Origin of the sequence: Arthrobacter sp. JUb115 (genome assembly GCF_004365035.1) — a bacterium.
Taxonomy (GTDB): Bacteria; Actinomycetota; Actinomycetes; order Actinomycetales; family Micrococcaceae; genus Glutamicibacter.
Genome location: NZ_SOBS01000009.1, coordinates 111,302 through 136,570 on the forward strand (window position 1 = coordinate 111,302; position 25,269 = coordinate 136,570).

Consider the following 25,269-nt stretch of genomic DNA (forward strand, 5'->3'; position numbering starts at 1 on the left):
TGAGCTGGGGCATACAGAAGTGCCTGCAACACCACTAAGTACTAGGTCCACCCTGTAGGGCCAACAAGACAGGAGAGCAGATGTTGCAAACAATGCTGCAACAGCAAGACGATTACTTCTTTGCCGAAGAGGATCGCGTATGGGACGTCCTGGAATGGGTCCAGGAACACCGTCTAGAACTGCAAGACCACGGCGTGAAAGCCCGACAAGGCGGACGCTTGCCTGACAGCTGCGTAGAACTACTGCGCACCGGCGGACTCTTCGACCTCGCGCTCAGCACGGAACAAGGCGGCCGCGGACTAACCTCGGCAGCCCAAGCGCGAGTCTTAGAAGAGCTAGGCACGATCGACGGCAGTTTAGCCTGGTGCGTGATGATTGGCATGGACTCAGGAATCTACCGAGGTTTCCTACCATCCTCCGTGAGCGAAGAAGTGTTCCCCACATCCGGACTGATTAGTGCCGGCTGGATTCATCCTCAAGGTACGGCCGTCGATCTCGGAAACGGGACTTGCCAAGTAAACGGTCGCTGGCAATTCGGCTCAGGCATCGACCATGCTGACGTGTTGCTCGGGGGAGTTCGATACTTCGCCCACGACTCCAGCGAATGGACCTGGCGCATTGCAGTACTCGACAAACAATCAGTCAAGGTTGAGCAGACTTGGGACACTTGGGGGCTCCAAGGATCAGGTAGTCAGCATTACAGCGCAGAGGGTCTCATCATCCCTACCGAGAGAACCTTTTCCCTGCACGAACCGAAACTCGACGGCCCAATGCATCGTCCCCACGATGCCATTCTGCGCAAAATGGCAGGAATCCCTCTCGGTGTAGCTGTGGGCGGACTCAGCGCAGTTGTCGCCGGTGTCCAGAAGAAAGTCGCAGCTCTCCTCAAAGAGGGCGAGAAACCAAACGATCGCGTTCTACATTCCATCGGAAATCTCACCGCTGACCTACTGTCACTACGAGCAAGTGTCTACAGCAGCTTGGCAACAGCCTGGGACGTGTATCAGCAAAACCCTCACACCCAAGCTGATCAAGACTCGATCCTCGTAGCCTCTGCAGCCATTCGTCAGCGCGCATTCCAGGGATCACGAGATCTGGTCATGAAAGCAGGTGACTTGCTCGGCGCCCAGGCGGTTTACGTCTCCGCCGGCGATCTCGGCGCTCGCTTAAGTGACCTGCACGTGATGTGCCAGCATGCCGTAGCCCAACAATCACTACTAGAACTTGCAGGGAACCGCATTCTTGGCGGAAAAACTGCAGGACCATTCCTGTAGGAAAGACCAAAATGAACCAGAGAAAACAAACCAACCCCGACACGCCCAAAGCGCAAATTCTCAGATTCGCAGAAGCCGAACAAGTTTGGCTAAGCAGCGATGTCTACACCCTGACAGTCCCCGGTGAAGCGACAGGTGGAGCCATCTCCCTCACAGACGCGTGGGTACCACCTGGTGGGGGCCCACCACCGCACATCCATGTTGATGCCTTGGAAATCATCACAGTCCTGGACGGTTCCGTCACTCTTTACCTCTACGAAGAAGGCCAAGAAGTTCACACGGGCGATGTTGCTGTGATTCCCGCCGGAACCGTCCACAGGTTCTACAACCACACAGCGACACCAGCTCACTTGCAGTTTCTCTTCACCCCATCAGGCACCGAACAGTTCTTCAAAGAAGCCGGAACCAAGGCTGAACCTGCACTACCGATCCCAGTCGCTACCGAAGCAGACAACCTCCGAGCCGCTGAGGTCGGACTGCGCCACGGATTGCAACCCGCCTAACCACAATGGTGGTGCAACACGTAAAGAACACCACGGCATCGACCATTGAAAACCCAAGTGCAAACGGAGAAAAAGTACATTGACCATCGAGTCTGCACAACAGACAACTAAAACTTCGAAACGGAAGACGGCCCTAATCACTGGAGGTAGCCGAGGGATCGGCGCAGCCATCGCCCAGCAATTCGCTAACTCTGGATACGAAGTAGCCTTCACATACCGCAGCAACCAAGAAGCCGCACAAGAAACGGCACGACGCATCACCGCCGAAACCAACTTGCCAACTTCCGCCATACATTTAGACCTCGAACAAGAACAAACGATCGCCCCAGCAATCCAGCAGGCCGTGGGCATCCTGGGTGGAAAGATTGACGTCCTGGTCAACAACGCAGGATACGCCGACATGAGCGCGCCAGCCTTCCTGTCGATATCTCCCGAAACGCTTAAACGCACGATCACCACCAACGTCATCGGACCATTTCTGGTTACACAAGCAGCTGCACCACACATCAGTCCCAAGGGATCAGTCGTAAACATCGGCAGCTGCCTTGGAAATCGAGTGCCCAGCAGAGGACTCACCTCTTATGCCACCAGCAAAGCTGCCATCACTGGATTCACCCGTGGACTCGCAAGAGACCTGGGAGAACTCGGAATCCGCGTCAACGAAATTGCGCCCGGATCAATCGATACAGAAATGAACCCTGCAGACGGACCAGCCTCAGACTACCAACGCTCCACTACGGTCTTTGGAGAATATGGTGTTCCGGACGACGTTGCACGTGCTGCAGTATTCATCGCCAGCGAAGAAGCTTCCTACATCACTGGAGCGACACTTGCTGTCGACGGCGGAACGAACGCCTGATCCAGAACAACAACGATTACGCATACCCAATTTCTGGATAATGTAATCCAAAATTGTTCGAACAACCAACAAGATCCAAGCTCTCAAGGAAGAAACTCCTATGAAAAAGCACCTCTACTTGCTCATGGTCACCATCATGGTGACCGTCATGAGCGAACTCCAAGTCGCCGGCATGATGCCAGCCATGTCCGAAGACCTTGGAGTATCAACAGGCCAGATCGGCATGCTCGTCTCCATGTTCGCAGCAGGCATGGCCGTCGGCGGACCCCTCTTTGCCTACTTCCTACGACACAGCCCACCCAAAGGCGCCCTACTAACCATCGTGGCCCTTTACGCAGTCATGCAGGTACTCGTTCCCCTAGTCGATGAATACTGGTGGGTCGCCATGGTACGCATCGTCACCGGAGCACTAGCTGGCGCATCATTCGGCTTATCCGTCACCTACGCCGCCCTCCTCGCCCCAAGCCCGCAGAAAATCGGAGAATCGATCTCAATCGTGCTCGGCGGCATCATGGTCGGCACCGTCCTAGGGCTGCCACTATCGCATTTCATCGCAGACCGCTGGGGCTGGCAGTCCAGCTTCTACGTCCTAGGCATCCTCACCTTTGCACTCTTCGTCGCAAGCCTCGCCGTCCTACCTAAACGCGAAGCCCCAGCACAGGAAGCAGCTGCACAAGATCTACGAAACCTGCGAATGCCACGACTCTGGGCACGATACCTGGTCAGCCTGCTTACCGTTGGTGCTGCCTACGCTTCCTTCTCATACTTCACGCCATTGCTAGAGACCAGCGCAGGATTCAGCACAAACGCCACCACCATCATCCTTCTTGCCTACGGTGTGTGCTCATACATCGGCAACATGATCGTCGGGAAATTCGCAGACAAGCACGCCATCGCAGTTCTCCGGATCGGCCACGCCCTGCTATTCATCGCGCTCGCCGCGCTTGCCGCATTCGGATACGTCCAGCCGGTCGTTCTGATTATGGTGATCGTCGTTGGCTTCGTCGGAGTCACGATGAACCCGGCTCTGGTAACTCGTGTGGCAGAAGTTGGTGGTGCAGGCACGATGGTCAGCACTATCCACACTGCCGTAATTTCGGCAGGTGTCACGCTGGGCTCAGCGGTCAGCGCTGTGACCATTGGAATGTTTGGCGATGACCCGGCCATCGCAATGTGGACAGGGGCCGTGCTCGTCGTCCTTGCTGCACTGGTGTTGGCTGCGCAGACTCGAACCAAGAAACAAGAGCTGGTCGAAGCCGTTATGGCGGAATAGCTCAAACCACGGCGTGAGCGCCATCGACAATCTTGCAACTCAAAACATATTGAAAGGCCAGTGTCTGCACTGGCCTTTCAATATGGCATGTCTCATCAAGCTGGCCATTCTCCAGCATCGCACCTTCACAAATGAATAGAGCAACGAAATCTCATGCAACCCCCTAGCCCAGTGGACGCACCACGTCTGCAGATGCTGACTGTTCTCAGGTTCCCCGCGGCCCTTGTGGTCTTCATCTTCCACGTGACTCTCCCTCAGATCGGTTTGCTCTCATCTGAGGTCGAATCCCATTCGACCTTACGCTGGCTAGCAGACCCAGCTGGCGGCTTGGGAGTGACTTTCTTCTTTATCCTCAGTGGTTTTGTGATCAGTTGGTCCCATAAACCCGGTGATAGAGTTCGTAGTTTTTGGCGGCGCCGTTTCGTCAAAATCCTGCCGTTGTACTGGCTCTCCGGGATCCTGGCCGTCATGATTAACCCAGATCGGTTACATCTGCTTCCCGGATATCTGGTCATGAGTGAAGCGTGGTTCACACACCCAGCAACCGCGCTTGGGCTCAACGCACCTGGATGGTCACTATGCGTCGAGGCCTTCTTCTATGCTCTTTTCCCGCTTTTCATCGCACCTTTGATGCATAAATGTAGAACTCGGATGAGGGCAACTGTGTTGGCCGTTGGAGCACTGATTGCGATCGCTGGCATCGTGCTGCTTGCAACCTATTTCAATACTGGAGTAGCGATGCCATTAGATCCGAACGTCAAGAGCTTCGGTTACTGGATTGCCTATGTATCTCCGCTATTTCGACTTCCAGAGTTTGTGCTCGGAGGCTGCCTTGCAATAGCCGTCAGATCAGGGTGGATCAAAAGAGCTCCAATTCTTCCAGCACTCGTTTGTCTGATCTGTGCATACATTCTTTGCTTGTATGCACCGACGTTGTGGTCACATCGGGCCATATTGGTGATCCCGAGCGCGTGGCTGATACTTTCCGCTTCACTAAGCCGCACCTATGCGCGTGGAACTGATGCGCCTCGCTGGCTGATGCTTTTAGGGGAGCTGTCCTTCGGGTTCTATCTGGTGCATTACCCAGTACTTGAATTGGTCGCCAAATGGTCGAAGTCATCTGACGGTCTGAAGGGCATTTCCGAAATCATTACCCTAGCGCTGACCGCATTCGTGATCGCTGTAGCTGTTGCATGGATTTTGTATTTCTTGATTGAACGGCCTCTTGTTGAAGCATTCGGCCGCCGTGAAACGCTTGATTCGTCAGTTTCTCGTAGGCCGATGGCAACAAAGTGAGGGATCAGCGGCAGACACTCCGGCTCTGGTGAGCACTATGAAATCAGCGCTACCTCGAAAGGAACGATAAATAATCAAGATTTTCTATCTGAAAATTTAAGGTGAGGCACCCGGCTTATATATCGATAAGTGTGCTCTGTCTGCCATTATTTAAATGAATTGAAAATAAGTTAGGTGAACAAGTTTGTGAGAAAAGCAAGGGTAACTCATTACGGCCAATGGCCGACACGACCTCTAAGCGAGACTCTCAGTGAAATAATGACAGTTTCGATCGTAATATTAGTGCTCTCTTTTGCGGCGATCCAATGTACGCTTCCCGTGGGTAGTGGGTTGGATGAATTTCATCGAGTTGTACGTGCCCTCGGGGATTCGATACTAGAAGAGATTGGATGGGTTTGCGGATTCTACCTAACGATCCTGTTGGGTTTCTTTGTAGTGAGTGTCACTGGACAAATTAGAGGGACTGGCGATAGAGCATGGCAAACAAGTAGGACCTTAGGCGTATTTTCTACTTTAATTATCGCGTGTACGTTCCCTGCAATTGTACTTTCCTCAGTCGCCTCAGTCGGAGAAGCGGATAAGGCGGCTAAAATGCTAGTCGTTATACCTGCTTATACTGCTCTGATCTTATTGTCGATAACGCTAGGTAACTATGCAGTTAACGATCCAAGAGTACAATTGAAGCTAGCGCGAACGAAGCTAAGTAAAGCACAAGTGAACCTTGAAATTTTTCGTAGTAGATCACGGTTTGCTGCGTGGAAGGTATTTTTACTACCTCCTCTAGCATTGAGCTTTGTCTTAGCCTCATTAACCATGGTATTTTATCACCCAGTGTCCTTTTCTGCGGCCCTAGGAATTTACGCATTTTACGCAGTAATCGGTGGATTCTGTGCTGTGACCAATTTTCACACCGTTATATCCTGGATGATGAAAACTTCCGTCTGGGATAAGTTGCTGGCCTTAGTTCTCCTATTGTTTTACCTAGCCGCGCTTGCCGCGATTGGTGTAGGGCTGGCGTATGTTTCTGCTCCCTTAGTGGGAATCACTTGCAGTCTCACGGGTTTGCTGCCTACATTCGCTATTTTCCTTTCCAGAAAGAAAGAAACTTCGTGGACACGCGACTGGAACCCTCGGGCTGCCGTGGCTAATTACATTTATCGAAAATCTGAAGTCGAAAAGAGATGGGCGGAACTTCAGATCGAGCATATTGAATGTGAGCGGGCTGGAACCTGACCTTTGTTTACCTCGCGGCTTAGGACCGGCTTCAGTGACAGCTGGATGCTTTGATGCGTGGTGGCCAGCCGTTGATTGCGCACTCGTCACGACATCTCATTGAAGCCCGACGGACCTAGAACGGGACCACCTGGTTTCGTCTTGAGCAGTGCGGCAGCCCGCCCGGGGACAAACCACCGGGGCGGGCTGCCGCAGCGCGGCCGCCGGCACCTTTCACAAGGGCCCAGCCCGGGGGGCGGTAAGCGGTACGACCCTTGGGTTCCTTCGGCCGAGGCAAGAGAAGACCATGCAACCCATCACCTGCCTGGACTCTGTCCCACTGGAGGGACGTCCCGCCATGACAACCACTGCACTTTGTTCCCTGGGTGCTCACCGTGTACCGCGGCATCTTATTTGCACTCAGCGTTCAAATAGCGGTGACTGCCGAACCATCCGCCTGCCTCGGCACTCAACAGGGAGCCTGTTCGCGCTCTAGGTACGCGGGTGCCGCGGCTAGTCGTTGATCGTTTAGCCCTCGGCCTCATCTGGTGCCCGACTAGTGCAGGGAAAGCATTGCGACGCTGTCATGATGCCATGGGCCTGGTTTTCATCTCGGCGGACGCAAGTGGAACTTAAAAGAGGAACGCCACCCCTTCCCCCTTTGCCTGGGTAGGGTGGGGTTCGGTCAAACCACACGCTCACAGTCTAAACACACCCCTGCCCGGAGCTCTAGACTCACTCAGGATTCCTGGGGCTTTTCAGCTGGTGCGTTGACTGATGGCTCACTGTGCACTTTTCCCATGTCGTATGAGCGAACGCTATTCTTTTCCTTGCAGGTTTCGAGTGGCCTGCACGCCTCCTACAGCGCGTCACCTGATGGTGGCCCGCTGTTCCTGTACCCCAAGAATCCGGCGCAGCCAGGCCCCGTGGGGGACATACCACCACGTGGCCGCCTGGCAGCGAGAATGAGCCGGCGTCTTTCTTCGTCCAGGGATCGCTTGCGGCACCCGACGGTACGTCCTGCCTTCCAGATCCGGGTCCGGCACATAAGGATGAGCAATGATCCAGCGTTGACGCTAGTGGTGTGTCCGGCTCCTCCCAGCCGGCGCTCGCCGTCAGCTCACACCACCACGCTGGAGTACATCGCCACCGCAGTAACCCTTGGTTCAAAGAGAGGCTATCCAGTACGCCGAAGGGTGTTTTAGGGTGGCAGTGAACAAGGCAGCCCGGCTCGCTGGCTTTTGACCGTGCGTTGCTGACCGCCCACCCCTTGGTGAAAGAGAGCGAAGTTATGGCCACCGTGATTGTCCATGCCACTATCACCCTCGATGGGTTCCTTGCCGATGCTGATGGCGGTGTGGATTGGATGTTTGGCCGTCCCTCCGCACCGGAGGATGATGAGGTCGTTGCCTCGGTCATGGGGAAGATCGGAGCTATTGTCGGCGGAGCAAATCAAACGCAGACGATTGAGGACGGTGAAATCCCTTATGGAGGGATGCTTCAGGTTCCGGTGTATCTGATGACCCATACAGCCACGGAGCCAGTGGAACGAGACGGCATCACCTATACCTTCGTGGTCGATGATATTGCTGGGGCCGTGGAATCCGCCAAACGGGATGCACAAGATAGCTTTGTCAGTTTGCTGGGCGGGAAAATAGCGCGGCAGTGCCTAGCTCTGGGACTGGTCGACGAGCTGCATCTTGATATCGCCCCAGTACTGCTTGGCAGCGGCATTTCCCTGTTTGAAGGTTTAGGGCAACATATCGAGCTGGAACGGGTGGAAACTTCAGCGTTCGCAAGTGAAGTGCACCTGGCGTACCGGGTGCTTCACTGAGCACCTCCGCCGCGCATCCCAGGCGGGCCGCAGCGCCCCACACATGACCAATGGGATTTGGACCGCAGCCTGAAGAACCAGGCGCTGTGGGAGACATGCCATCACGCGGCCACCTGTCAGCATATCCGGCCGTCGTATCCCATGAGTGAGGTCCTAGCCACCGGTGGTACGTCCCGGTGCATTCAATCTTTGCGCTCGCCGATGCCGTGCCAGATCTCGTGTCGACTCATACGGACACTTTGAGCAGATTTTTGAGCCTCAGTTGAGCTTATCGATACAAATTATGCTGTGGAAAGACCTGCAATGGAGGGCATACGTCCCCTGTGGGACTGGTTTAGCAATTACCACTTCGGTACTTCACGTGTGGGGATTTATTGAGATCATGTCATATTTTGTCTTAGTGGACACCGTGTTTGCTATGTTCCGTTGAATGAATATTAGCCCTGAAATAATCAGTGCACTTCTGGGAACTGCGGGAGTTTCATCATTCCTCGTTGTCTTCAAAAACAAGGCCCGTAGCTCTCAGGTGATCGCTCGTTTGGATGCGTTGAAAGCGAACCAAAATACACTAGATCCTTCATCGCATGCATATAAAGCTGCTGAGCAGGCAATCATGACTGAAAGCTTGCGGTTGACCACGTTTTCGCTACAGAGGAAAAGCATGCTGGAGAAGATCACTCCGTTTATGCTTGTCGCTGCTCTCATTTTTGTCATGTTCCTGGTACTTGGGGTCATTATTCTGGAATTCATATGGCCCATTGACAAGACCTATGGTGCACTCGGACTAGCAGGCGCTGCACTTTTCTCACTGTTCTACGGTGCTCTTGCTGGGTTTGGCTTTGTTGTGATTGATCAAAGAGACAACGAACGCGAGTTCTATAAACAGCTCGTGAAGATCCCCGTGGTCATGAAGTCCTCAGAGGTCACCCATGCTCGGAAGTACGTGTGTCGAGAGACCCGGAAGGATAAACGGAAACGACAGAACAAAAACTGGGCGAATCAACAGGACCAGAAATGGGCGCGGGCGCGCGCTAAGGTACAGAAACACAAGCTATAGCGCGGAAGCGCAATCACCTTGCTGCAACTCACGGGCGGACATGGATTAGCGGACTTTTGACCATGATGGACGCCGAAGATGATGGTGAATCGAAGGTCATTTCCGGGAAATTGACTTCAGCTGAGCAAGGCATACTTTTCGCCCTTGTAGCTGCCTGCGATTTGATTGAAAGACTCCGCCCAGTAACTGAAAGGCACACAGGTGCGGCATTTACGCGCCAAGAGCGGAAGCTTATGAAGCCGAATCTCAACCCTCTCGTTCCAGCGTGGATGGGTGGAAAAGCGGTATGTGGTCTGGCGCGACTCGCGGTCGTTGTATCCCAGATTCGCGTTGTGACGAGCCTTTTCGCCCTGTTTCCGAAGTTTATGCAGGCCTGCTTTTTCGAGTAAAGTACACACCCGCTGAGCCTCGTGCGCGGACACACGGTTTCTTCCTCTGCGCTCTGCCTGCTGGTTGCGTTTGCCGGTCTTCCCTGCCGTCTGGTGTTGGTTGTGTGCCGGCTGGTGGGGACATACCGTGCGTAGCCGCTTGGCGCCATCCTGAAGAGCTGCATGCTGCTGTTTGAGTTCCTGGTGGGCTATGTAACCTGGCGCGTTGAAGTTGCCGTGTGCGTCGCCTTTGGGTGGGCGCATGTTCAGGGTTGCTGAACCGCTCGCCAGGTGCTGAGACGGTGGAAGGGGTTGCGGTCCGGGGAGGTCTCGCCTTCTTCACCCCCCCTGTTCCGCTGCGTTCCGTGCTGGTGTTCGTCTGGTCCTTTTCTCGTGGTCTCGTTCTGCGTCTTGCCCCCAGGGGTGCTCCGTGCCCATCCGTGCCGCTCTGCGTTGGCTTGTTCTGCGTCGTGCCCTCGGCCCCTGCCCTGGGCTTGCGGGGTTCGGGGGCTCTTATTCTGCAGCGAGGGGGCATTGGTATAACGCCTCCCGATCGTATTTGACTTTGAGCTACCGGTGTCAGGTAGAGCTCGAAGAACTCCATTATGATGAATTCAACGGCTCGTTATTCGATGATGCCGTTAGTCATTTACAGCCATGATTTTCGGAACGGTTCACAGTAAATTTATCCTTAATGGATAAACAATGGAGACTTCCAGAAAATAACTGGAACTAGCTCCTACGAGATCATCGTGGATTCGACACCGAGAGGGATGCATGGACTTCTACGAGCGTCTTTCGATGCGAGGATTGCTTTGGACTCATCTTCACGAGCTCCACGGCAACGCGTTCGAATCCTTTTTCCATGACTTGATGTCGCTATGCTTCCCGGGGTTCGTTGATGTACGTACGCATGGCAACATTGGTGACCTCGCAAGTGACGGGCTCGATCTCTACGGAGACAAACTCTATGCTTGTTACGCACCAGAAACGGTTGACGCTGCAGCCACGATCCAGAAGTTCAACTCCGATTTAGCCGGTGCAATTAAGAAACGGTCTGGACAGTTCACGACTTTTGTATTCGTCCACAACGATGTGCGAGGCATACACCCAGAGATCTCTGCAGCTCTGGCCAGAGCACGAAGCGCTCATCCTGGAATCTCATTCGAGACTATGGGTATGCGCCATTTCCGCGACCTTCTCGGCAAAAAGGATAGTCAGGATGTCGAAGCTTTACTCAAAAGCCCCTTGCCGATGCAACATGCTATTGCGCTCGGACTGCAGGAGATGGAAGAGCTACTCGCAGCTTTGTCTGAGAAGCGCTTGATCAACGCGCCCTTAGGCTCAATTGAAACAGTATCTGCGTATAAGCTGCGGTACAGCGATCTCAGCGAGGAGAGCCAAGCCGAGTTGCGTGAGGGGATGCGTTATTCGTCAACTATCTCTGACTATTATCAACAGCGTATCGATATTACTGAACGTGATGAAGTGGCTGGCCGTTTCCATTCCGAGTACCGTGCTGCTGTGAACAGCGGGCTGGACCCAGAAGACGTCCTTCTGAGGATCCGAGAATTTCTTGCTGGTAATCGTATGCCGACAGCGCCGGCTTACCGTGCCCAAACTGCGGTCCTTGCTTATTTTTTCGAGAGCTGCGACATATTTGAGAACGTCCCATCCGGCTGGGTACCAGCGAATATGGATGTGCAGAATTGATAGCTCCGACCAAAGGTATCGCTCCCCAGCGGGCACTTCTAACCGTCGGAGCCCAGATTTCAATTGTCCTCACCGAACCAATGACTGTCAGCCAAGTATGGGTTGCTTTCAAAGCATGGCGAATCCGACACGCGAACGATGCGCTTATCCCATTCTCTTGGTTCGTGCTCGCCCTTGACCTGCTATATAGCCTGGGTACCGTGCATTATGAAGACGGATTGCTCTATCGAAAAGGAACCAGCTAATGCTTCGGCAACTGCGATCAAGCGACGATCGTTTCAAATCTATTTCGTTCAGCTCAGGTCTTAACATCCTAATTGCGGATAAAACGGCCCATTCGAGAGACGTCGACAGTCGTAACGGTGCAGGGAAGTCTTCAATTATCGAGATTCTGCACTTTATCTTCGGTATGCGCACACTAACGAATTCAGTTATGGCTAATGCAGCACTGAGCAACGACGCTTTTTCGCTAAAGCTCGATTGGCCGAATGCCGACAATGGGGTGACCGTTACCCGTTCATTAATTAAGAAGAGCCGTATTGAGCTCACCCCGAACGTCACTTTGGAATCGGTACCCGCACACGCTTCTGGCTACCTTGCTGTTCCAGAATGGGTAGAAGCCATTGGCCGAGGACTATTTGGATTTCCGGAGGAACATACCGGAATCAGTGCTAGGGCACTCATGTCCTTGTATATCCGCAGGGTAAGCCAGCACGGGATGGACGAACCGGTTAAAACTTTTCCGGCGCAGGCGATGACTGAGGCAACGACAAATGTTGCCTACTTACTCGGGCTGGACTGGAATCTCGCAGCTAGCTACCAAGAATTTGCGGGACGGGAATCACTCCGTCGTAAGTTAAAGCAGGCGATTAAAGACCCGGCCTTTGGTCTGATTGTCGGTTCGGTTTCGGAACTTCGGGGGCAAGTTGCAGCAGCCATCGTTCGAGTGCGTGAACTCGAAGAACAAGTCTCTGCGTTCCGGGTTGTCCCAGAGTATGAACTGTTACAGGAGCGAGCAGACGAAGTCGATGCTCGGATTCGTCGAGCTCGGACAGAAGATGCCGCTGATCGTCGTAATCTGCAAGATCTAAACGACGCGCTACACGATGAGCATGAGCCAGATGCAGAGTATCTTCAGCGAGCCTATCAAGAGCTCGGCATCATATTGCCTGACGCTGTATTGCGCCGCTATGACGATGTCCAGTCATTCCATCATTCCGTCTTAACTAATCGAAGGGCTTACTTAGAGGAAGAAATTGCGGCAACCAGAACCCGTCTTGATGGTCGCCAGGACGAGCGAGGACGGCTCGGTGAAGAACAGGCGCGTCTGCTAAGAGCATTGCATGAAGGTGGCGCGCTCGACGCTTTTACCGCCTTGCAAGAGCAACTTTCTCTTGCGCGTTCAGAACTACAGACGATCTCAAGTCGTTTCGAGACTGCAAGACAACTTGAGGCTACCCAAGCTGAGATCAAGTTCGAGAGGAGTCGCCTCCAGCAGGAGATTAACCGTGACCTGAATGAGCGAGAGCAACACATCGCCGAGATTAATATCCTCTTCCAGCGGTTCGCAACAGCCCTTTACGGGCCAGGAAGGGAGGCCTATGTTGATATCGAAGCGCTCTCAACCAGTCTGCGGATCTCGCCGCATATCGGCGGTGAAAACAGCCAGGGTATTGGAAAGATGGTCATCTTCTGCTTCGACCTTACGTGCGCTGTGCTCGCTCACCGCAACGGACACGGGCCAGATTTCCTTGTACACGACAGCCACCTCTTCGACGGCGTCGACGAACGTCAAGTCGCCGAAGCGCTCAACTTAGCGTCGAAAGTATGTGCAGAGGAAGGACTGCAGTACATCGTGACGATGAACAGTGACGATCTGGCCAAGGCTGAGCGATACAACGATTCTTTATCGAATGCCGTAATCGAACCACATCTCACCGATGCCTTCGAAGATGGTGGGCTATTCGGTTTCCACTTCGAGTAGACACCACATGCCGAAAGTGACAACCTGACTTAGAGGTGGTCACCCTCTTATGTTCAATTGTCATCTGCAACGCCGCCGTTCTTTTAGTGAAAACAGATCGGTTCGTACAAAGGGTTTGACAACCGCGCAACGAGTTTCGAAAGTTATCCCCCTACATCGAGTCTTCGATGACTCGGAACCCTGTATGGCTTTGTATCCCGCGTCCATATGTCTTGACTCTTTCACTCTTATTCCACCGCGGCGCCCTCCGCTTCCTTCTCGCGTCGTCCCGTTCTGCGTCTTGCCCTGGGGCCTGGCAGTGGGTTGCCTGGGATCCGTTGTGCTTGGCAGCTGCCCGTATATCCCTGTGGAACTGCCAGCCGCCGGAGTTTGCTGGCTTGCGCAACAAGTAAACGGGAGGAACCGGTAGCGCATCGCTATTTAGCCGGGGCCGGATTCCAGTTGCTGTTGGGTCTGCTGAGCAGACCTTGCCAGGCATGGTTGTTCGTCGTATTGGTTCATCGACGGCGTTTGCTCTGGCTATTAGCACAGGCGGTGAGAGGTTCGGTGCCACATGCGGCAGCTGAAGCACCGTGCGTCCACTTTGGATCTGTTGGTGTTGCTAAACACGGACAGGACTCGCGCCTAGCAAGGCGGCCTGCTCTCATTGGTAAGCATCCAGGCTGGGGTGCATACTGTCAATGAAAAGGGTGCATTTCGCCACCAAATATGACAGGCGCGCCCCCGGACCTGCGCCTGATTGCTGCGCCCCTGACCACAGCTCCTGACGTTCCTCCTCAGTTCTCCCTCGGGTGGTTGCGCTCGCCGTTCACGTGCTCTGGTGTTTCTCTGCTTGGTGTCTGACGGGGACATTTCGTCCGTGCAAGTGGGCCGGCGGCGGCCCAGCTGCTGCTGGCAGCCCATCTTCCTGGGTGGCACTGCAGGAGGTCTTCTGCACGGTTGGCTGCTTGCGTCCTGTTAGCTGATGGTCCGGGCTGATTGATGTTCCCAGTTCGGATTCTCTGAATCGCGTTCCCAGAGACAGGAGAGCAGGTTTGGGATCGATGCTCAGCTGGAGCCAGTTCGAGACCTGGCGCCCTAGTTTGAGTGGTGGCATGTCCCTTGTGGGGTTGCCGGCCGCCGGAGTCCGCTGGTCGCCATCCAGGCTCCAGTGGGATGCGCTCACCCACCAAGTAAATCCCCTTTCTGGGCCAGCGTTTCGGGATACCGGGCTTCGCCAGGATCTGTGCGGAACGCAGTCCTTGCGTGGCGGCATGTCCTTGAAGTGTAAGCAGATGTCCGCGCTTTTTGAGTGCGACTATCTTGTGACAGCTGCTTGCGTACTGCTTGTCTTCGATGGTTCTGATGTAGTTTCTGAATGCGGACAGAACTCGCACCCTCATGGGCAACTTCTACCCACAGGGGCGCCACCGGATCGTTGAAGGCAGGGGTAAAAAACCGTGCCGGGACTGGTTGGCCGACAGTCGCATGATCCTCTTTTAGGTGATGTCCACAGCATAACGGGTGGAGGTCTCGCACAAGCCGTGCACACGGAACTAGAGCGCTGTGGTTTCGAGAACTGCGGTCTCGCCGAATATGCGAGTAGCAGCCGTGCTCAATTATGGATTATGATGCCCAAGGTGGTGGCGCTAAGCCCCTAAGCGAAGATCTTCGGCCAGTGTGGCTAGGAGGTCTTTGGTTCGGACGATACCGGCATCGCAGGCGACAAGAGCCAGATGGACTCGTTTAGACAACCCAAGTTCAGCGAGAATATCGAAGAGGCGCTTCTTGACGGTTCCTTCGCTCTGGTGCACTTCTTTTGCGATCTGGGCATTCGTTAGTCCCAAGGCCACGTATCGCACTATTTCCTGATCGGCTGTCTCCAAGTTTCTTAGATAGTGTTTGTAGAGACCTTCGCGCAACGGTTCTGCAGCGCAGGGGCCGCCGGTTTCCGGTCGGATGAAAAGCCAGTAACCTTCGGCGATGGCCCGAATATAGTTCGGCAGCCCGGCACTGACCATTCTTTTGGAGATTACTCCGGCGATTCCCGAGTCGTAGGCATCGTCGAGGACGTCCATGCTGGGATTCATGGTCAGTAGTACGACTTTGGTCTCTGGCAGTGTGGAGACGGCCTCGCTGAGAGCATGATCGGATAATAGGTCCGGATGAAGAATGTTAATGAGCAAGATGTCAGGGGCGCTAAAGGATTTTTGGGTTAAGGACTGTTCGACCGTATTGAAGCAGGCCTCTAATGCCAGGTCGCTTGCTTCACCTAGTTGGGCTGTGATTGCCGAGCGGGAATACCCATCTTCGTCGACCAAGTGAATTCGAATTTTATCGGCGGAAGTAACGTTGTTGAGCGTGCCATTCATGAATTGATCCTAATTTCGGGACGGGGACGATAGGGGATTAGTAAGTTTTCAAGAACCCTATGTGACTTGCCTCACTTGCAAGTAAATGGTGAATGATTATGACTCCACGACCCTGATGTAACTGATGTCAGGTCTTGAATCCGGCGGTTCAGAGGTGAATCGTTGGTCGGTTTGATGAGCCATCGATCGTTTGCCTGGAACTCGGTACTTTCTTCGTGAAATTGACCGATGCCGACCGGAGTTATAACCGTGCTGGTGTTCTTCTCGATCAAAGATTCTCCACCCAGTCTAGAATCGGAGCGCCTTGTCGCTCTAACAGCGTAGATCAGGCCCTGTATTGCATCCTTGTAGCGCTGCGCCTATACGGGTGCCCTCTGCGGAGGGCGGGGCGGTAGTCGTGGCATACTTTCAGCATGAGTTTCCCGGGCAGCACACGCAGAAAACATCGCCAGATTCGTTCCCTGTGCATGCTCGTCTTCGGCACGCTTGCCATGATATTAACGGGGCTATTGGGCCAGTGGATCTACGCCCCGGCGGTGGGGTGGACTGTCGCGGCGTTCATTTACACTTCCTCGGTCTGGCTCACGGTTGCTCCTATGGATGCAGAACGCACGGCATTCCATGCTGCGGAGGAAGACCCTGGACAGCGCACCTCGGAACTGTTGATCCTGATGGCCGCAGTCTCTTCCCTGGCAGCAGTTGCGCTCGTCATTATGGGTAGCAGCGATGTTGAAGGAGCCGGACGGTTCGCGCTGGCTCTGCTTGCAATGAGTTGCACGGCCATGTCTTGGCTCATGATCCATACATTGTTTACCTTGCGCTACGCCAAGGTCTATTTTAGTGGCGAGCCAGGTGGCATCGATTTCAACCAAACGGAACCGCCCCAGTACACGGATATCGCATATATGGCCTTCAGCGTAGGCATGACGTACCAAGTAGCAGACACCAACATCACTTCAGGCTCCATGAGATCAGTGGTGCTGAATCATAGTCTGCTTGCCTTCGTCTTTGGCACAGGGCTCCTGGCCACCACCATCAATTTGGTGATCAGCCTCATTGGGTAGGACCGATAAGCGGCTAATGTGCGTGGGCTGGGGAACAGGGTGTGCAGAATATAGCAAGGTTGTGCCGCAGAAGAGGTTCTTATGAACCGTGCTTGGAGCACGCGGATGAATCGTCGAAAACAGTTTGAGAAACCGAGAAGCACCTTTTCCGTTTCAATAGTCGGCTCACAGCGATAAGGTTCAAAGTAACCAGCGAGTAACGCTGACCCTTGACTCGGAAGTTGGAATGCTGTGAACTCCTTCGAGAAAAAGAACAACCAGGGCAAGCCAGAGCCAAACGGGAAACCTAGCTCCGACGCGACCCCGGAATTCCGTCCTTACCACCATCCCGCGGCTGGGTGGGGTGCTGCAAAGAGCGTCGGGCAGATCCTCGTCAAAGAAGGCGCCCTTGTGGACGGCCCCAAGGCGATCTTCAGAATGAACCACGAGGGCAAGGGCTTCGACTGCCCCGGATGCGCATGGCCGGACGACAACAAAGGCCTGCATCTGGACATCTGCGAGAACGGCATTAAACACGTCACCTGGGAAATGACCCACAGGAGAGTTGGGCCAGACTTCTTCGCCACCCATTCAGTAGAAGAACTGTCAAAATGGAGCGAGTACGATCTGGAACACCAAGGCCGCCTCACCGAGCCCATGGTCTATGACCCTGCAACGGACCACTATGTTCCCATTAGCTGGGCAGACGCGTTCGAACTGATCGGAACAGATCTCAGGGAAATGGACGATCCTGACCAAGCGGCTTTCTACACCTCTGGACGCCTAGGCAACGAAGCCACATTCCTCTATCAGCTCATGGCCCGCGAACTTGGTACCAACAATCTGCCGGACTGCTCGAACATGTGCCACGAAGCCAGTGGCCGCGCACTTCAAGATGCATTGGGCACCGGCAAGGGTACGGTAGACCTGGACGACTGGGAAATCACCGATGCCCTGTTCATTATGGGCGTGAATGCAGCCTCCAACGCTCCGCGAATGCTCACGGCCCTTGCCGAGGCATATAAGAGAGGCGCCCAAGTGGTGCACATCAATCCGCTCGTCGAGGCCGCCGCCACCCGCACCATCGTCCCGCACGATATGTTGGACATGGCAACTTTCCGGTCAACGAAAACAAGCACGCTGAACTTGCAACCACGCATCGGCGGGGATATGGCCCTGCTGCGCGGGATGGCCAAGGCAATTCTGGAAATGTCGCTGACCGACGACAAGGCCTTGGACCGTGAATTCATTGCCCGGCACACCGCCGGTTTCGAGGAATACCGGGCCATCTGCGAGGCAACCAGCTGGGAAGAGATCGAACTCCAATCCGGGCTGGCCCATGAGGAGATCCTCAAAGCGGCGCAGGTCTACAGGGACGCTGACCGCAGCATCATCAGCTGGTGTCTAGGAGTCACCCAGCATGAACACGGCGTAGACACCGTCAGGGAGATTACCAACCTGCTGCTGCTGCGGGGCAATCTCGGGCGGGAAGGTGCCGGCCCATCGCCGGTACGCGGCCACAGCAACGTCCAGGGCAACCGAACCTGCGGTATCGACCACCACCCCAACGAACAATTCCTGTCTCGTCTAGATGAGGTCTGCGGCATTGAATCACCCCGCAAGCACGGGATGGACACCGTCCAAACCATTGAGGCTATGCATCGCGGCGAGGTGAAGGTATTCATTGGAATGGGAGGAAACTTTGCCCTCGCGGCTCCGGATACTCCCTATACCTTTGCTGCTCTGCGCAATTGCGACCTCACGGTGCATGTGAGTACCAAGCTCAACCGCAGCCACCTGGTCCATGGCCGGGCGGCACTGATTCTTCCCTGCCTGGGGCGTACCGAAAAAGACCACCAAGCTGCCGGGATCCAAAGCACTTCGGTGGAGGATTCGATGAGCATGGTCCATCTATCTGTGGGCATGAAACGTCCGGCTTCCGAACATCTTCTCTCCGAACCCGCCATTATTTCCGGCATCGCCAACGCCGCGCTGCCGGAGAGCAAGACGCCGTGGCAGTGGTACGTGGAAGACTACGACCGCATCCGTGACACCATGTCGCGCGCGTTGGAAGGATTCGAGGATTTCAATCGCAGGGTGCGCTTGCCTTTGGGCTTCCGCCTCAAGCAGCCCGCAAGGGAACTGGTGTTCCGCACCGACTCGGGCAGCGCAGAGTTCTCTGCCGCGGCGCTTCCCGATGTGGTTCCGGCCGCCGGGACGCTGGCCCTGGGAACTATGCGATCGCACGACCAGTGGAATACAACCATCTATTCGGACAATGACAGGTACCGCGGGATCAAGAACCTCCGCACGCTGGTCTTCATGAATCCGCAGGATATGGCGGATCGCGGCATCTCGGAATTCGATGCCGTGGATATCGTGAGCACTGCCAAGGATGGTTCCACCCGTTCTTTAGCCGGGTATTTGGCGATTCCGTACGATATCCCGGTCAGTTGCGCTGCTGGCTACATGCCTGAGATGAACGTGCTGTGCGCGATCGGCGACTACAGCACGCAGAGTGATCAGCCAATCATGAAGCATCTGAAAGTGACGATTGAACTGAGCCGAAAATAACGGCTGGAATGGCCTGAACCAAAGAAGTACCAGTTGGGTGGACGGGACAGGAGTCCCGTCCACTCTGGTGCAACCCATTCGTATGTATCGGCAGACCGCCGAAAAGCGTGCACTACCCCTCGGGGCCTTGCACGGTGTGACGGATTCTTGCATGGAACCTGTGCTTCGCGGCGTTCACTCTGTGTGCACAGGATGCCTCGTCGCTTCAGGGAAGAACAGCGTGATGCGGACTACCGAGCGAGGCGTTGGCGGGGTTCTTTGATGCACAGCGCGACCAAGATTCCAGTGACGGACCCCAGCAGCGTTTCCACTATGCGGTCTACGATTAGAGTCTCAGTAGTTACAGGACTGGCCAAGAGTGTCATGAGCAGGATCATGGGGGTGAAAAATGTCAGCGCGAGGGCGTAGTTCCGTGTCATTAGGAGCTCGCTGGGGAACTGCAGGATAATTACAATGATGACCAGCATCGCAACCGGCGGTTGGTGCCACAGTATTAGTGCGGTAACCCCGACCCCCAACAAGGTGCCGATGATTCGGTGCAGGCCTCTTCTAATGCGCTGGTTGAGAGTTTCTGCAGCAAGTGGAACGGCAGCAGCTGCCATAGCCCAGTATGGATGGCCGATGCCCAGCAGGAGGCCCGCTACACCCGCGACAGCTAGGGCCAGGAAATAGCGAAATGCGTGGACCAGGGTCGCTGAGATTTGCAGGGAAGCGACATCTCGGGTCGCTTCAGCGGACCAGGTCCGGTCGGTCACCCAGCCTGCAAAGCCGATGCATGCTGAGAACACGGCGGTCGCCAGGCAAATAGCTACAGCGCACCACCATGGCACGGTCGGCGTAACCGAGGCGCAGGCGCCGAGAGCAAAGATAGCGAAGAATGGTCCGGTGGGTTTGAGACCGTATTTATCGGCGTAGACGGAGGCTGCGGCGGCGAAAAGCGCTTCAATGCCTACAAGTTCCCAGAGTCCTGTATCGAGGTAGGCCAGGCTGATGCCCAGGATTGCGCCACCAAGGAGCAAACCAGCGGCTTGGGCTTGGTGGACGATGCGCAGCTGAGGCGGATCATCTCTGCCGTACATCCCGAGAAAGGCCCCGAACACTGCGTAGATGATCAAGTGGGGATGCCCTGCGGCAAGGAGCAATAGTGACGGGATGCCTACGCTGGCGGTGAGCCGCCAAGCCACCGAGTGATCATTACGGGTGGGGGATAGTGCTAGAAGAGCGCTGTGGACGCGTCTGACGATTAGCATCAAGTGTGGATCCAGCCGGGTTGTTGGTTGAAGCGCGGCGGGTCCAAGACGGGTAGCTACGAGTCTTGGTCGGGCATTTCCGCGTGCAATCTTTCAAAGTTGGAGTTCTGGTGACCAGTCTAAAACACGGCAAGTGGGTGCAGACTGCGCGAGCACGCTGCAGGGGCGCGGCTCGGAGTGACAGAAGTGAACTTGCCTGTCGAATTTCTCAGGGGATTTCTTCTCTTGGCCATGATCGTCTCAGGCATGTTCAATAATGGCCAACAATATGGGAGTCCTGTACGGAGTTTCAGGATTTCGCAAGGCTGCCCCTGGTCAGTAGTCCTGTGACCAGAGTGTAGATTTAGCAATATCCAGCTTCTGCTGAAAGACGGCCACATCGACTGAAGGAGCCCGATGACTGCAAACTCCCATGGTACGGACGGATCAGGCACTATGAATCGAGTACCTATCGAGCCGCAAAGCGTGGATGCTCCGCTCACCAGATCAGCGGTCTTCCTTGTATGCACAATCCGCGATGAAGCCGCGGCCATCGACATGGTCCGTGAAACCCTCAGCGATATCCAGGGGCTGGTCAAGACAGTTGGGTTTCGGGATCTGAAAGCCAGGCTCTCTTGCACGGTTGGCATCGGTAGCCGAGTGTGGCATGAAGTGACCAGGCGTGCGCATCCAGCCGAGTTGCATCCTTTCCGAGAGGTTGCAGGGGCCACGCATACCGCTGTGGCAACACCTGGGGACTTGCTCTTCCACATTCAATCCGAACGCCAGGATCTATGCTTCGAGCTGGAGAGGCTCATATTGAAGGCGCTGGGCGACAGCGTGAACGTGGTCGATGAGGTTGCAGGTTTCCGCTACTTCGATTCCCGCGATCTTCTTGGTTTCGTCGATGGGACGGCGAACCCGACTGGGCTGGATCTTCCGGCGGCCACCCTCGTGGGTGAAGAAGATGCTGAGTTCGCAGGCGGCAGCTATGTTGTCGTCCAAAAGTACTTGCATCCGCTAGATGAGTGGCAAAACCTCACGACTGAACAGCAGGAAGCGATCATCGGGCGCACGAAGGCTGACGGGGTTGAATTAGAGGATGCCGCGGCCGGACAGAAAGCGCACAAAACCCTGGCCACGATCGAAGACGCGACAGGTGAGCATGACATTCTGCGCGACAACATGCCTTTCGGAAGCCCGGGTAGCGGCGAATTCGGCACCTACTTCATCGGGTATACGCGGCATTTGTGGGTTATTGAGCGGATGCTGGAGCGCATGTTCATTGGGGACCCGCCGGGCCTGCATGATCGTCTATTGGATTTCTCGACACCTCGAACCGGTGTAGCTTTTTTCGCCCCGGCCTTGAGCCTGCTTTCGAGCCTAGGCGAAGAACCAGCAATTTCGCCTTCGTACGAATCCGGGGGGCATGCTGGCCGATAGCCGGCAGACCGACTAGGAGTTGTTCGTCGAAGCCGGATGCATAGATCGTTACCCGGTGAACGGGATACCGGAGCTTCGGATGATCTAATGCAGTGCCAGGTTTCATGGTGGCAGGAACGTAGAAAAGGCTCCCGGCCCTGCAGGCCGGGAGCTTCCTTGCACATTTGGGGACTGGGGGAACCCAAATGTGACGCCTGGCATCTTGGGGACGACACCAGGCAAGCAGCCAATACAGAAATTTGGGGTCTGCGTTCGCTGCAGAACTCACTCGGTTGACCCGAATAAATCCAGCCCAATACTATGCCTATTATTCCTCGACGAAGAATTCAACTGCAGTTATTGCTGCAAAGTTACGGAGTTAGCCCATGCCGGGTCGAACCGGAAGGTTCACCAGTCGTCGACGACGAGGAATTCCTCCAATCGTTGCTCTGACCTCGAAACGAGTCCAAATGGTCTCTTTTGGATCTGGCCAGTTGGGAAGCCATGAGAGAGGTATTTTTATTCGTGCTTTTGCTCTGTTGCATCCTCTTGCCACCCGAGTTTTCACGAGGTGACGGGCCATAAATATCGGTTCTTGCCTGATCGGCAGCGTCTAAGGATCGAGATCAGCTTTTGCAGACGACTTCCCGGAGAGCCCCGGCATCACAAGAAACGCCTGATGCTGGACGGCTTGACAGCGCTCAGCCAAACGAAAATGCCCGAACGCGGTCAGGCGACTGGTTGCCGACCACTCATTTGGCAATGGCATCAGCGCTGCCCGAAGCATGTCCGGGATGGGAAGTTCGCGTTCGTCGCGAACAGTCGCAATCGTCCTCACCGTAAGTCGCCATCACGCCCGATTGGCTTGAAGGTTGAGTAACTAAAAGTCCTGCGAGATGTCCTCCGAATTGTTATTCGGTGTCGCCGAATGCACGTCCGGGAGTACGTGATTTACCTCCAGCGAGGCCAGGAATAGCATGAAATAGAAGCGCATTTCGTGCTTCAACGCGAAATACAGAAGGAAAATCATGGCTAAGGTAGTACTCGTCCTGTATCCGGATCCAGTGAATGGATTCCCAGAATTCCCGAAGGACTACGCCCGCGATTCCCTGCCTGAATTGCCTGACTACCCTAACGGTCAGACGCTTCCGAACCCCAAAGGAATCGACTTCACCCCTGGTGCTCTTCTCGGGTCGGTAACCGGAGAGCTGGGACTGCGCAAGTACCTTGAGGACAACGGGCACGAATTAGTCGTCACAAGCGATAAAGATGGCGAAAATTCCGTCTTTGAGCGTGAACTGGTAGATGCTGACGTCATCATTTCCCAGCCATTCTGGCCGGCCTATCTCACCCCTGAACGCCTTGCTAAGTCGAAGAACCTGAAAATTGCTGTGACCGCTGGCATCGGCAGCGACCATGTTGACCTGGACACGGCCAACGAGCTTGGAATCACGGTTGCCGAAGTAACTTACAGCAACTCCCTCTCCGTTGCTGAGCACACTGTGATGCAGGTACTAGTGCTGGTTCGTGATTTCGTTCCCCAGCACCAGATTGCTGTTGACGGCGGCTGGAACATCGCCGATGCAGTCGAGCGTTCTTATGATCTCGAAGGCATGGATGTGGGTGTGTTCGCAGCGGGACGTATCGGTCGTGCTGTCATGGAACGCCTTGCACCATTCGGTGTGCACCTTCACTACACGGATCGCTTCCGCCTCCCGGCCGAGTACGAAGAGAAGTACAACCTGGTTTTCCACGAGAACATCGAGGACCTGGTGAAGAACATCGACGTGCTCACGGTCCATGCACCTCTGACCGACGAGACCAGTGGACTGCTTGATGAGCAGCTGCTGAGCACCATGCGCCGCGGCTCGTATATCGTCAACCCCGCCCGCGGCGCAATCGCAGACCGTGACGCCATCGTTCGTGCGCTGGAATCGGGCCAACTGGCCGGCTACGCCGGAGACGTATGGGCACCCCAGCCCGCACCAGTAGACCACCCATGGCGCACCATGCCGCACAATGCGATGACGACCCATACTTCCGGGACTTCGCTCTCTGCCCAGGCGAAGTATGCGGCAGGCACTCGGGAAATCCTGGAGTGCTTCTTTGAGGGACGCGAGATCCGCCCTGAATACCTGATCGTTCAGGGTGGTAACTACGCTGGAACCGGAGCTCACTCGTACGCTGAAAAGAAGTAGTTTTCTGTAGGAGAATTGGGCATGGGTCATATCAATTGCCATCGCAGTGAGCCCATGCCCATGCCCCTATGAGCCATGGGAAAACGAAAGCAGGACTGTTTTGCTTCTTAGTCAACTGGAATACTTTGTGGCATTGGCTCGCGAGCGGCATTTCGGGCGAGCCGCGGCCGCCTGTTTTGTTTCACCGTCGGCCTTGTCCGAGTCGATCCAGAAACTGGAAGCAGAACTTGGGGCGCAGCTGGTCAACCGAGGCAGAAATTTCCAGGGGCTTACCGGTGAAGGGGAGCTCGCGTTGCTTTGGGCGCGACGGATATTATCCGATCAGGATTCCCTGCTCACGGATCTATCGGCAGCAAAAGGCAATTTGAATGCCCACATCCGCATAGGTGCGATTCCCGCTGGAAGCTCAATCGGGGCAACTGTTATTTCGGAACTGGGAAAGACCCACCCGTCAGTGACTGCGTCCTTGAATACAGGGCTCAGCAGCGAAGAAATCGTATCCAAACTCCGGAGCTTCGAACTGGAAGCGGGGGTGATTCTGCCATCAGCAGCAGATGGACCGGATTTGCACGAAGTGGCCTTTGGCGAATTATCCAACGTGGTAATTGCATCGACTGGGATTTTTTCCTCGGATACTAAAATCATTCGAGGACGCATGCTCAACGAAGTTCAGCTCGCCCTGCTAGCACCCGATATGCGTGCGCGGCAACAGCTCGATAAACGGATGCTGGAACATGGAATCCATCTTGAACCTCGACTCGAAGTCGATTCCCTGGAATCACTTCTGAGCCTGGTGGCTTGCGGCCCATGGGCCGCAGTGCTCCCAGAATCGGCAATTACCGAGTATCCGCTGAACCCCAATATCCGTGTGTTTTCGCTAACAGATCCACATGTCACGATGCCCGTGGCTATCGTCCGCCTTGCCAGTCGTTCGGCAGAATCTCTATCGGAAGCGATCGATGACGCAGTTCGCTCCGTCCTCACCTCTGACTGACTATTCGCCGTTGCGGGAGCCATCTTTTGAAAGGTCCCATGTCACTACAACCGGCATTTCTTGCCTATTTGAAACGTACACAACA

19 protein-coding genes are annotated in these 25,269 nt (G+C 55.0%); 17 read left to right on the forward strand and 2 right to left on the reverse strand.

Features of this window, described 5'->3' with window-relative positions; translation table 11 throughout:
* The first annotated feature begins 80 nt into the window (after positions 1–80).
* The 12 genes from EDF61_RS14980 (at position 81) to EDF61_RS15035 (ending at position 13,373) form a co-directional block, all read left to right on the forward strand.
* Positions 81–1,274, forward strand: coding sequence for an acyl-CoA dehydrogenase family protein (locus EDF61_RS14980; RefSeq protein WP_133834608.1), 1,194 nt, complete (start codon positions 81–83; stop codon positions 1,272–1,274).
* A gap of 11 nt (positions 1,275–1,285) precedes the next feature.
* The gene (locus EDF61_RS14985; protein WP_133834609.1) at positions 1,286–1,777 is read left to right on the forward strand and encodes a cupin domain-containing protein; all 492 of its coding nucleotides are present in this window, start codon (positions 1,286–1,288) and stop codon (positions 1,775–1,777) included.
* A gap of 79 nt (positions 1,778–1,856) precedes the next feature.
* Complete coding sequence (locus EDF61_RS14990) at positions 1,857–2,636, forward strand: SDR family NAD(P)-dependent oxidoreductase (RefSeq protein ID WP_208294279.1); 780 nt, start codon at positions 1,857–1,859, stop codon at positions 2,634–2,636.
* Between the two features lie 100 nt (positions 2,637–2,736).
* Entirely contained in the window at positions 2,737–3,909 is a 1,173-nt protein-coding gene (locus tag EDF61_RS14995) for an MFS transporter (RefSeq protein ID WP_133834610.1), read from the forward strand.
* 171 nt (positions 3,910–4,080) lie between these two features.
* Positions 4,081–5,205 carry an acyltransferase family protein gene (locus tag EDF61_RS15000; protein WP_166650836.1) on the forward strand — a complete coding sequence of 375 codons (1,125 nt, stop codon included), beginning with the start codon at positions 4,081–4,083 and terminating at the stop codon, positions 5,203–5,205.
* 258 nt (positions 5,206–5,463) lie between these two features.
* Entirely contained in the window at positions 5,464–6,438 is a 975-nt protein-coding gene (locus tag EDF61_RS15005) for a hypothetical protein (protein ID WP_133834612.1), read from the forward strand.
* A gap of 1,270 nt (positions 6,439–7,708) precedes the next feature.
* On the forward strand, positions 7,709–8,251 hold the full coding sequence (locus tag EDF61_RS15010) for a dihydrofolate reductase family protein (RefSeq protein ID WP_133834613.1): 543 nt from the start codon (positions 7,709–7,711) through the stop codon (positions 8,249–8,251).
* A gap of 430 nt (positions 8,252–8,681) precedes the next feature.
* Positions 8,682–9,308, forward strand: coding sequence for a hypothetical protein (locus EDF61_RS15015; RefSeq protein ID WP_133834614.1), 627 nt, complete (start codon positions 8,682–8,684; stop codon positions 9,306–9,308).
* Between the two features lie 62 nt (positions 9,309–9,370).
* Positions 9,371–9,697, forward strand: coding sequence for a hypothetical protein (locus tag EDF61_RS18840; protein WP_166650837.1), 327 nt, complete (start codon positions 9,371–9,373; stop codon positions 9,695–9,697).
* 756 nt (positions 9,698–10,453) lie between these two features.
* On the forward strand, positions 10,454–11,389 hold the full coding sequence (locus EDF61_RS15025; RefSeq protein WP_133834616.1) for an ABC-three component system protein: 936 nt from the start codon (positions 10,454–10,456) through the stop codon (positions 11,387–11,389).
* Positions 11,386–11,634 (forward strand): ABC-three component system middle component 6, encoded by a 249-nt coding sequence (locus EDF61_RS19220; RefSeq protein WP_133834617.1) that lies wholly within the window; start codon positions 11,386–11,388, stop codon positions 11,632–11,634. Before EDF61_RS15025 ends, EDF61_RS19220 begins: the two co-directional genes overlap by 4 nt.
* The gene (locus tag EDF61_RS15035) at positions 11,634–13,373 is read left to right on the forward strand and encodes an ABC-three component system protein (protein WP_133834618.1); all 1,740 of its coding nucleotides are present in this window, start codon (positions 11,634–11,636) and stop codon (positions 13,371–13,373) included. The genes EDF61_RS19220 and EDF61_RS15035 overlap by 1 nt, the downstream gene beginning before the upstream one ends.
* A 1,628-nt stretch (positions 13,374–15,001) precedes the next feature.
* Here the strand turns inward: EDF61_RS15035 and EDF61_RS15040 are convergent.
* Positions 15,002–15,724 (reverse strand): response regulator transcription factor, encoded by a 723-nt coding sequence (locus tag EDF61_RS15040; RefSeq protein ID WP_133834619.1) that lies wholly within the window; start codon positions 15,722–15,724, stop codon positions 15,002–15,004.
* 413 nt (positions 15,725–16,137) lie between these two features.
* On the opposite strand from EDF61_RS15040, the gene EDF61_RS15045 reads away from it, so the two are divergent.
* Both EDF61_RS15045 and EDF61_RS15050 read left to right on the forward strand, forming a co-directional pair.
* Positions 16,138–16,788 (forward strand): DUF1345 domain-containing protein, encoded by a 651-nt coding sequence (locus EDF61_RS15045; protein ID WP_286172279.1) that lies wholly within the window; start codon positions 16,138–16,140, stop codon positions 16,786–16,788.
* A 231-nt stretch (positions 16,789–17,019) separates the two neighbouring features.
* A complete protein-coding gene (locus EDF61_RS15050; protein WP_133834620.1) occupies positions 17,020–19,341 on the forward strand; it encodes an FdhF/YdeP family oxidoreductase in 2,322 nt (773 codons plus the stop codon).
* 230 nt (positions 19,342–19,571) lie between these two features.
* On the opposite strand, the gene EDF61_RS15055 is transcribed toward EDF61_RS15050, so the two are convergent.
* A complete protein-coding gene (locus tag EDF61_RS15055; protein WP_286172280.1) occupies positions 19,572–20,456 on the reverse strand; it encodes an FUSC family protein in 885 nt (294 codons plus the stop codon).
* A gap of 570 nt (positions 20,457–21,026) precedes the next feature.
* Here EDF61_RS15055 and EDF61_RS15060 point away from each other — a divergent pair.
* The 3 genes from EDF61_RS15060 (at position 21,027) to EDF61_RS15070 (ending at position 25,184) form a co-directional block, all read left to right on the forward strand.
* The gene (locus EDF61_RS15060; RefSeq protein ID WP_133834621.1) at positions 21,027–22,013 is read left to right on the forward strand and encodes a Dyp-type peroxidase; all 987 of its coding nucleotides are present in this window, start codon (positions 21,027–21,029) and stop codon (positions 22,011–22,013) included.
* Between the two features lie 1,007 nt (positions 22,014–23,020).
* The gene (locus EDF61_RS15065) at positions 23,021–24,190 is read left to right on the forward strand and encodes an NAD-dependent formate dehydrogenase (RefSeq protein ID WP_133834622.1); all 1,170 of its coding nucleotides are present in this window, start codon (positions 23,021–23,023) and stop codon (positions 24,188–24,190) included.
* Between the two features lie 100 nt (positions 24,191–24,290).
* Entirely contained in the window at positions 24,291–25,184 is an 894-nt protein-coding gene (locus EDF61_RS15070) for a LysR family transcriptional regulator (RefSeq protein WP_133834623.1), read from the forward strand.
* Positions 25,185–25,269: the final 85 nt, after the last annotated feature.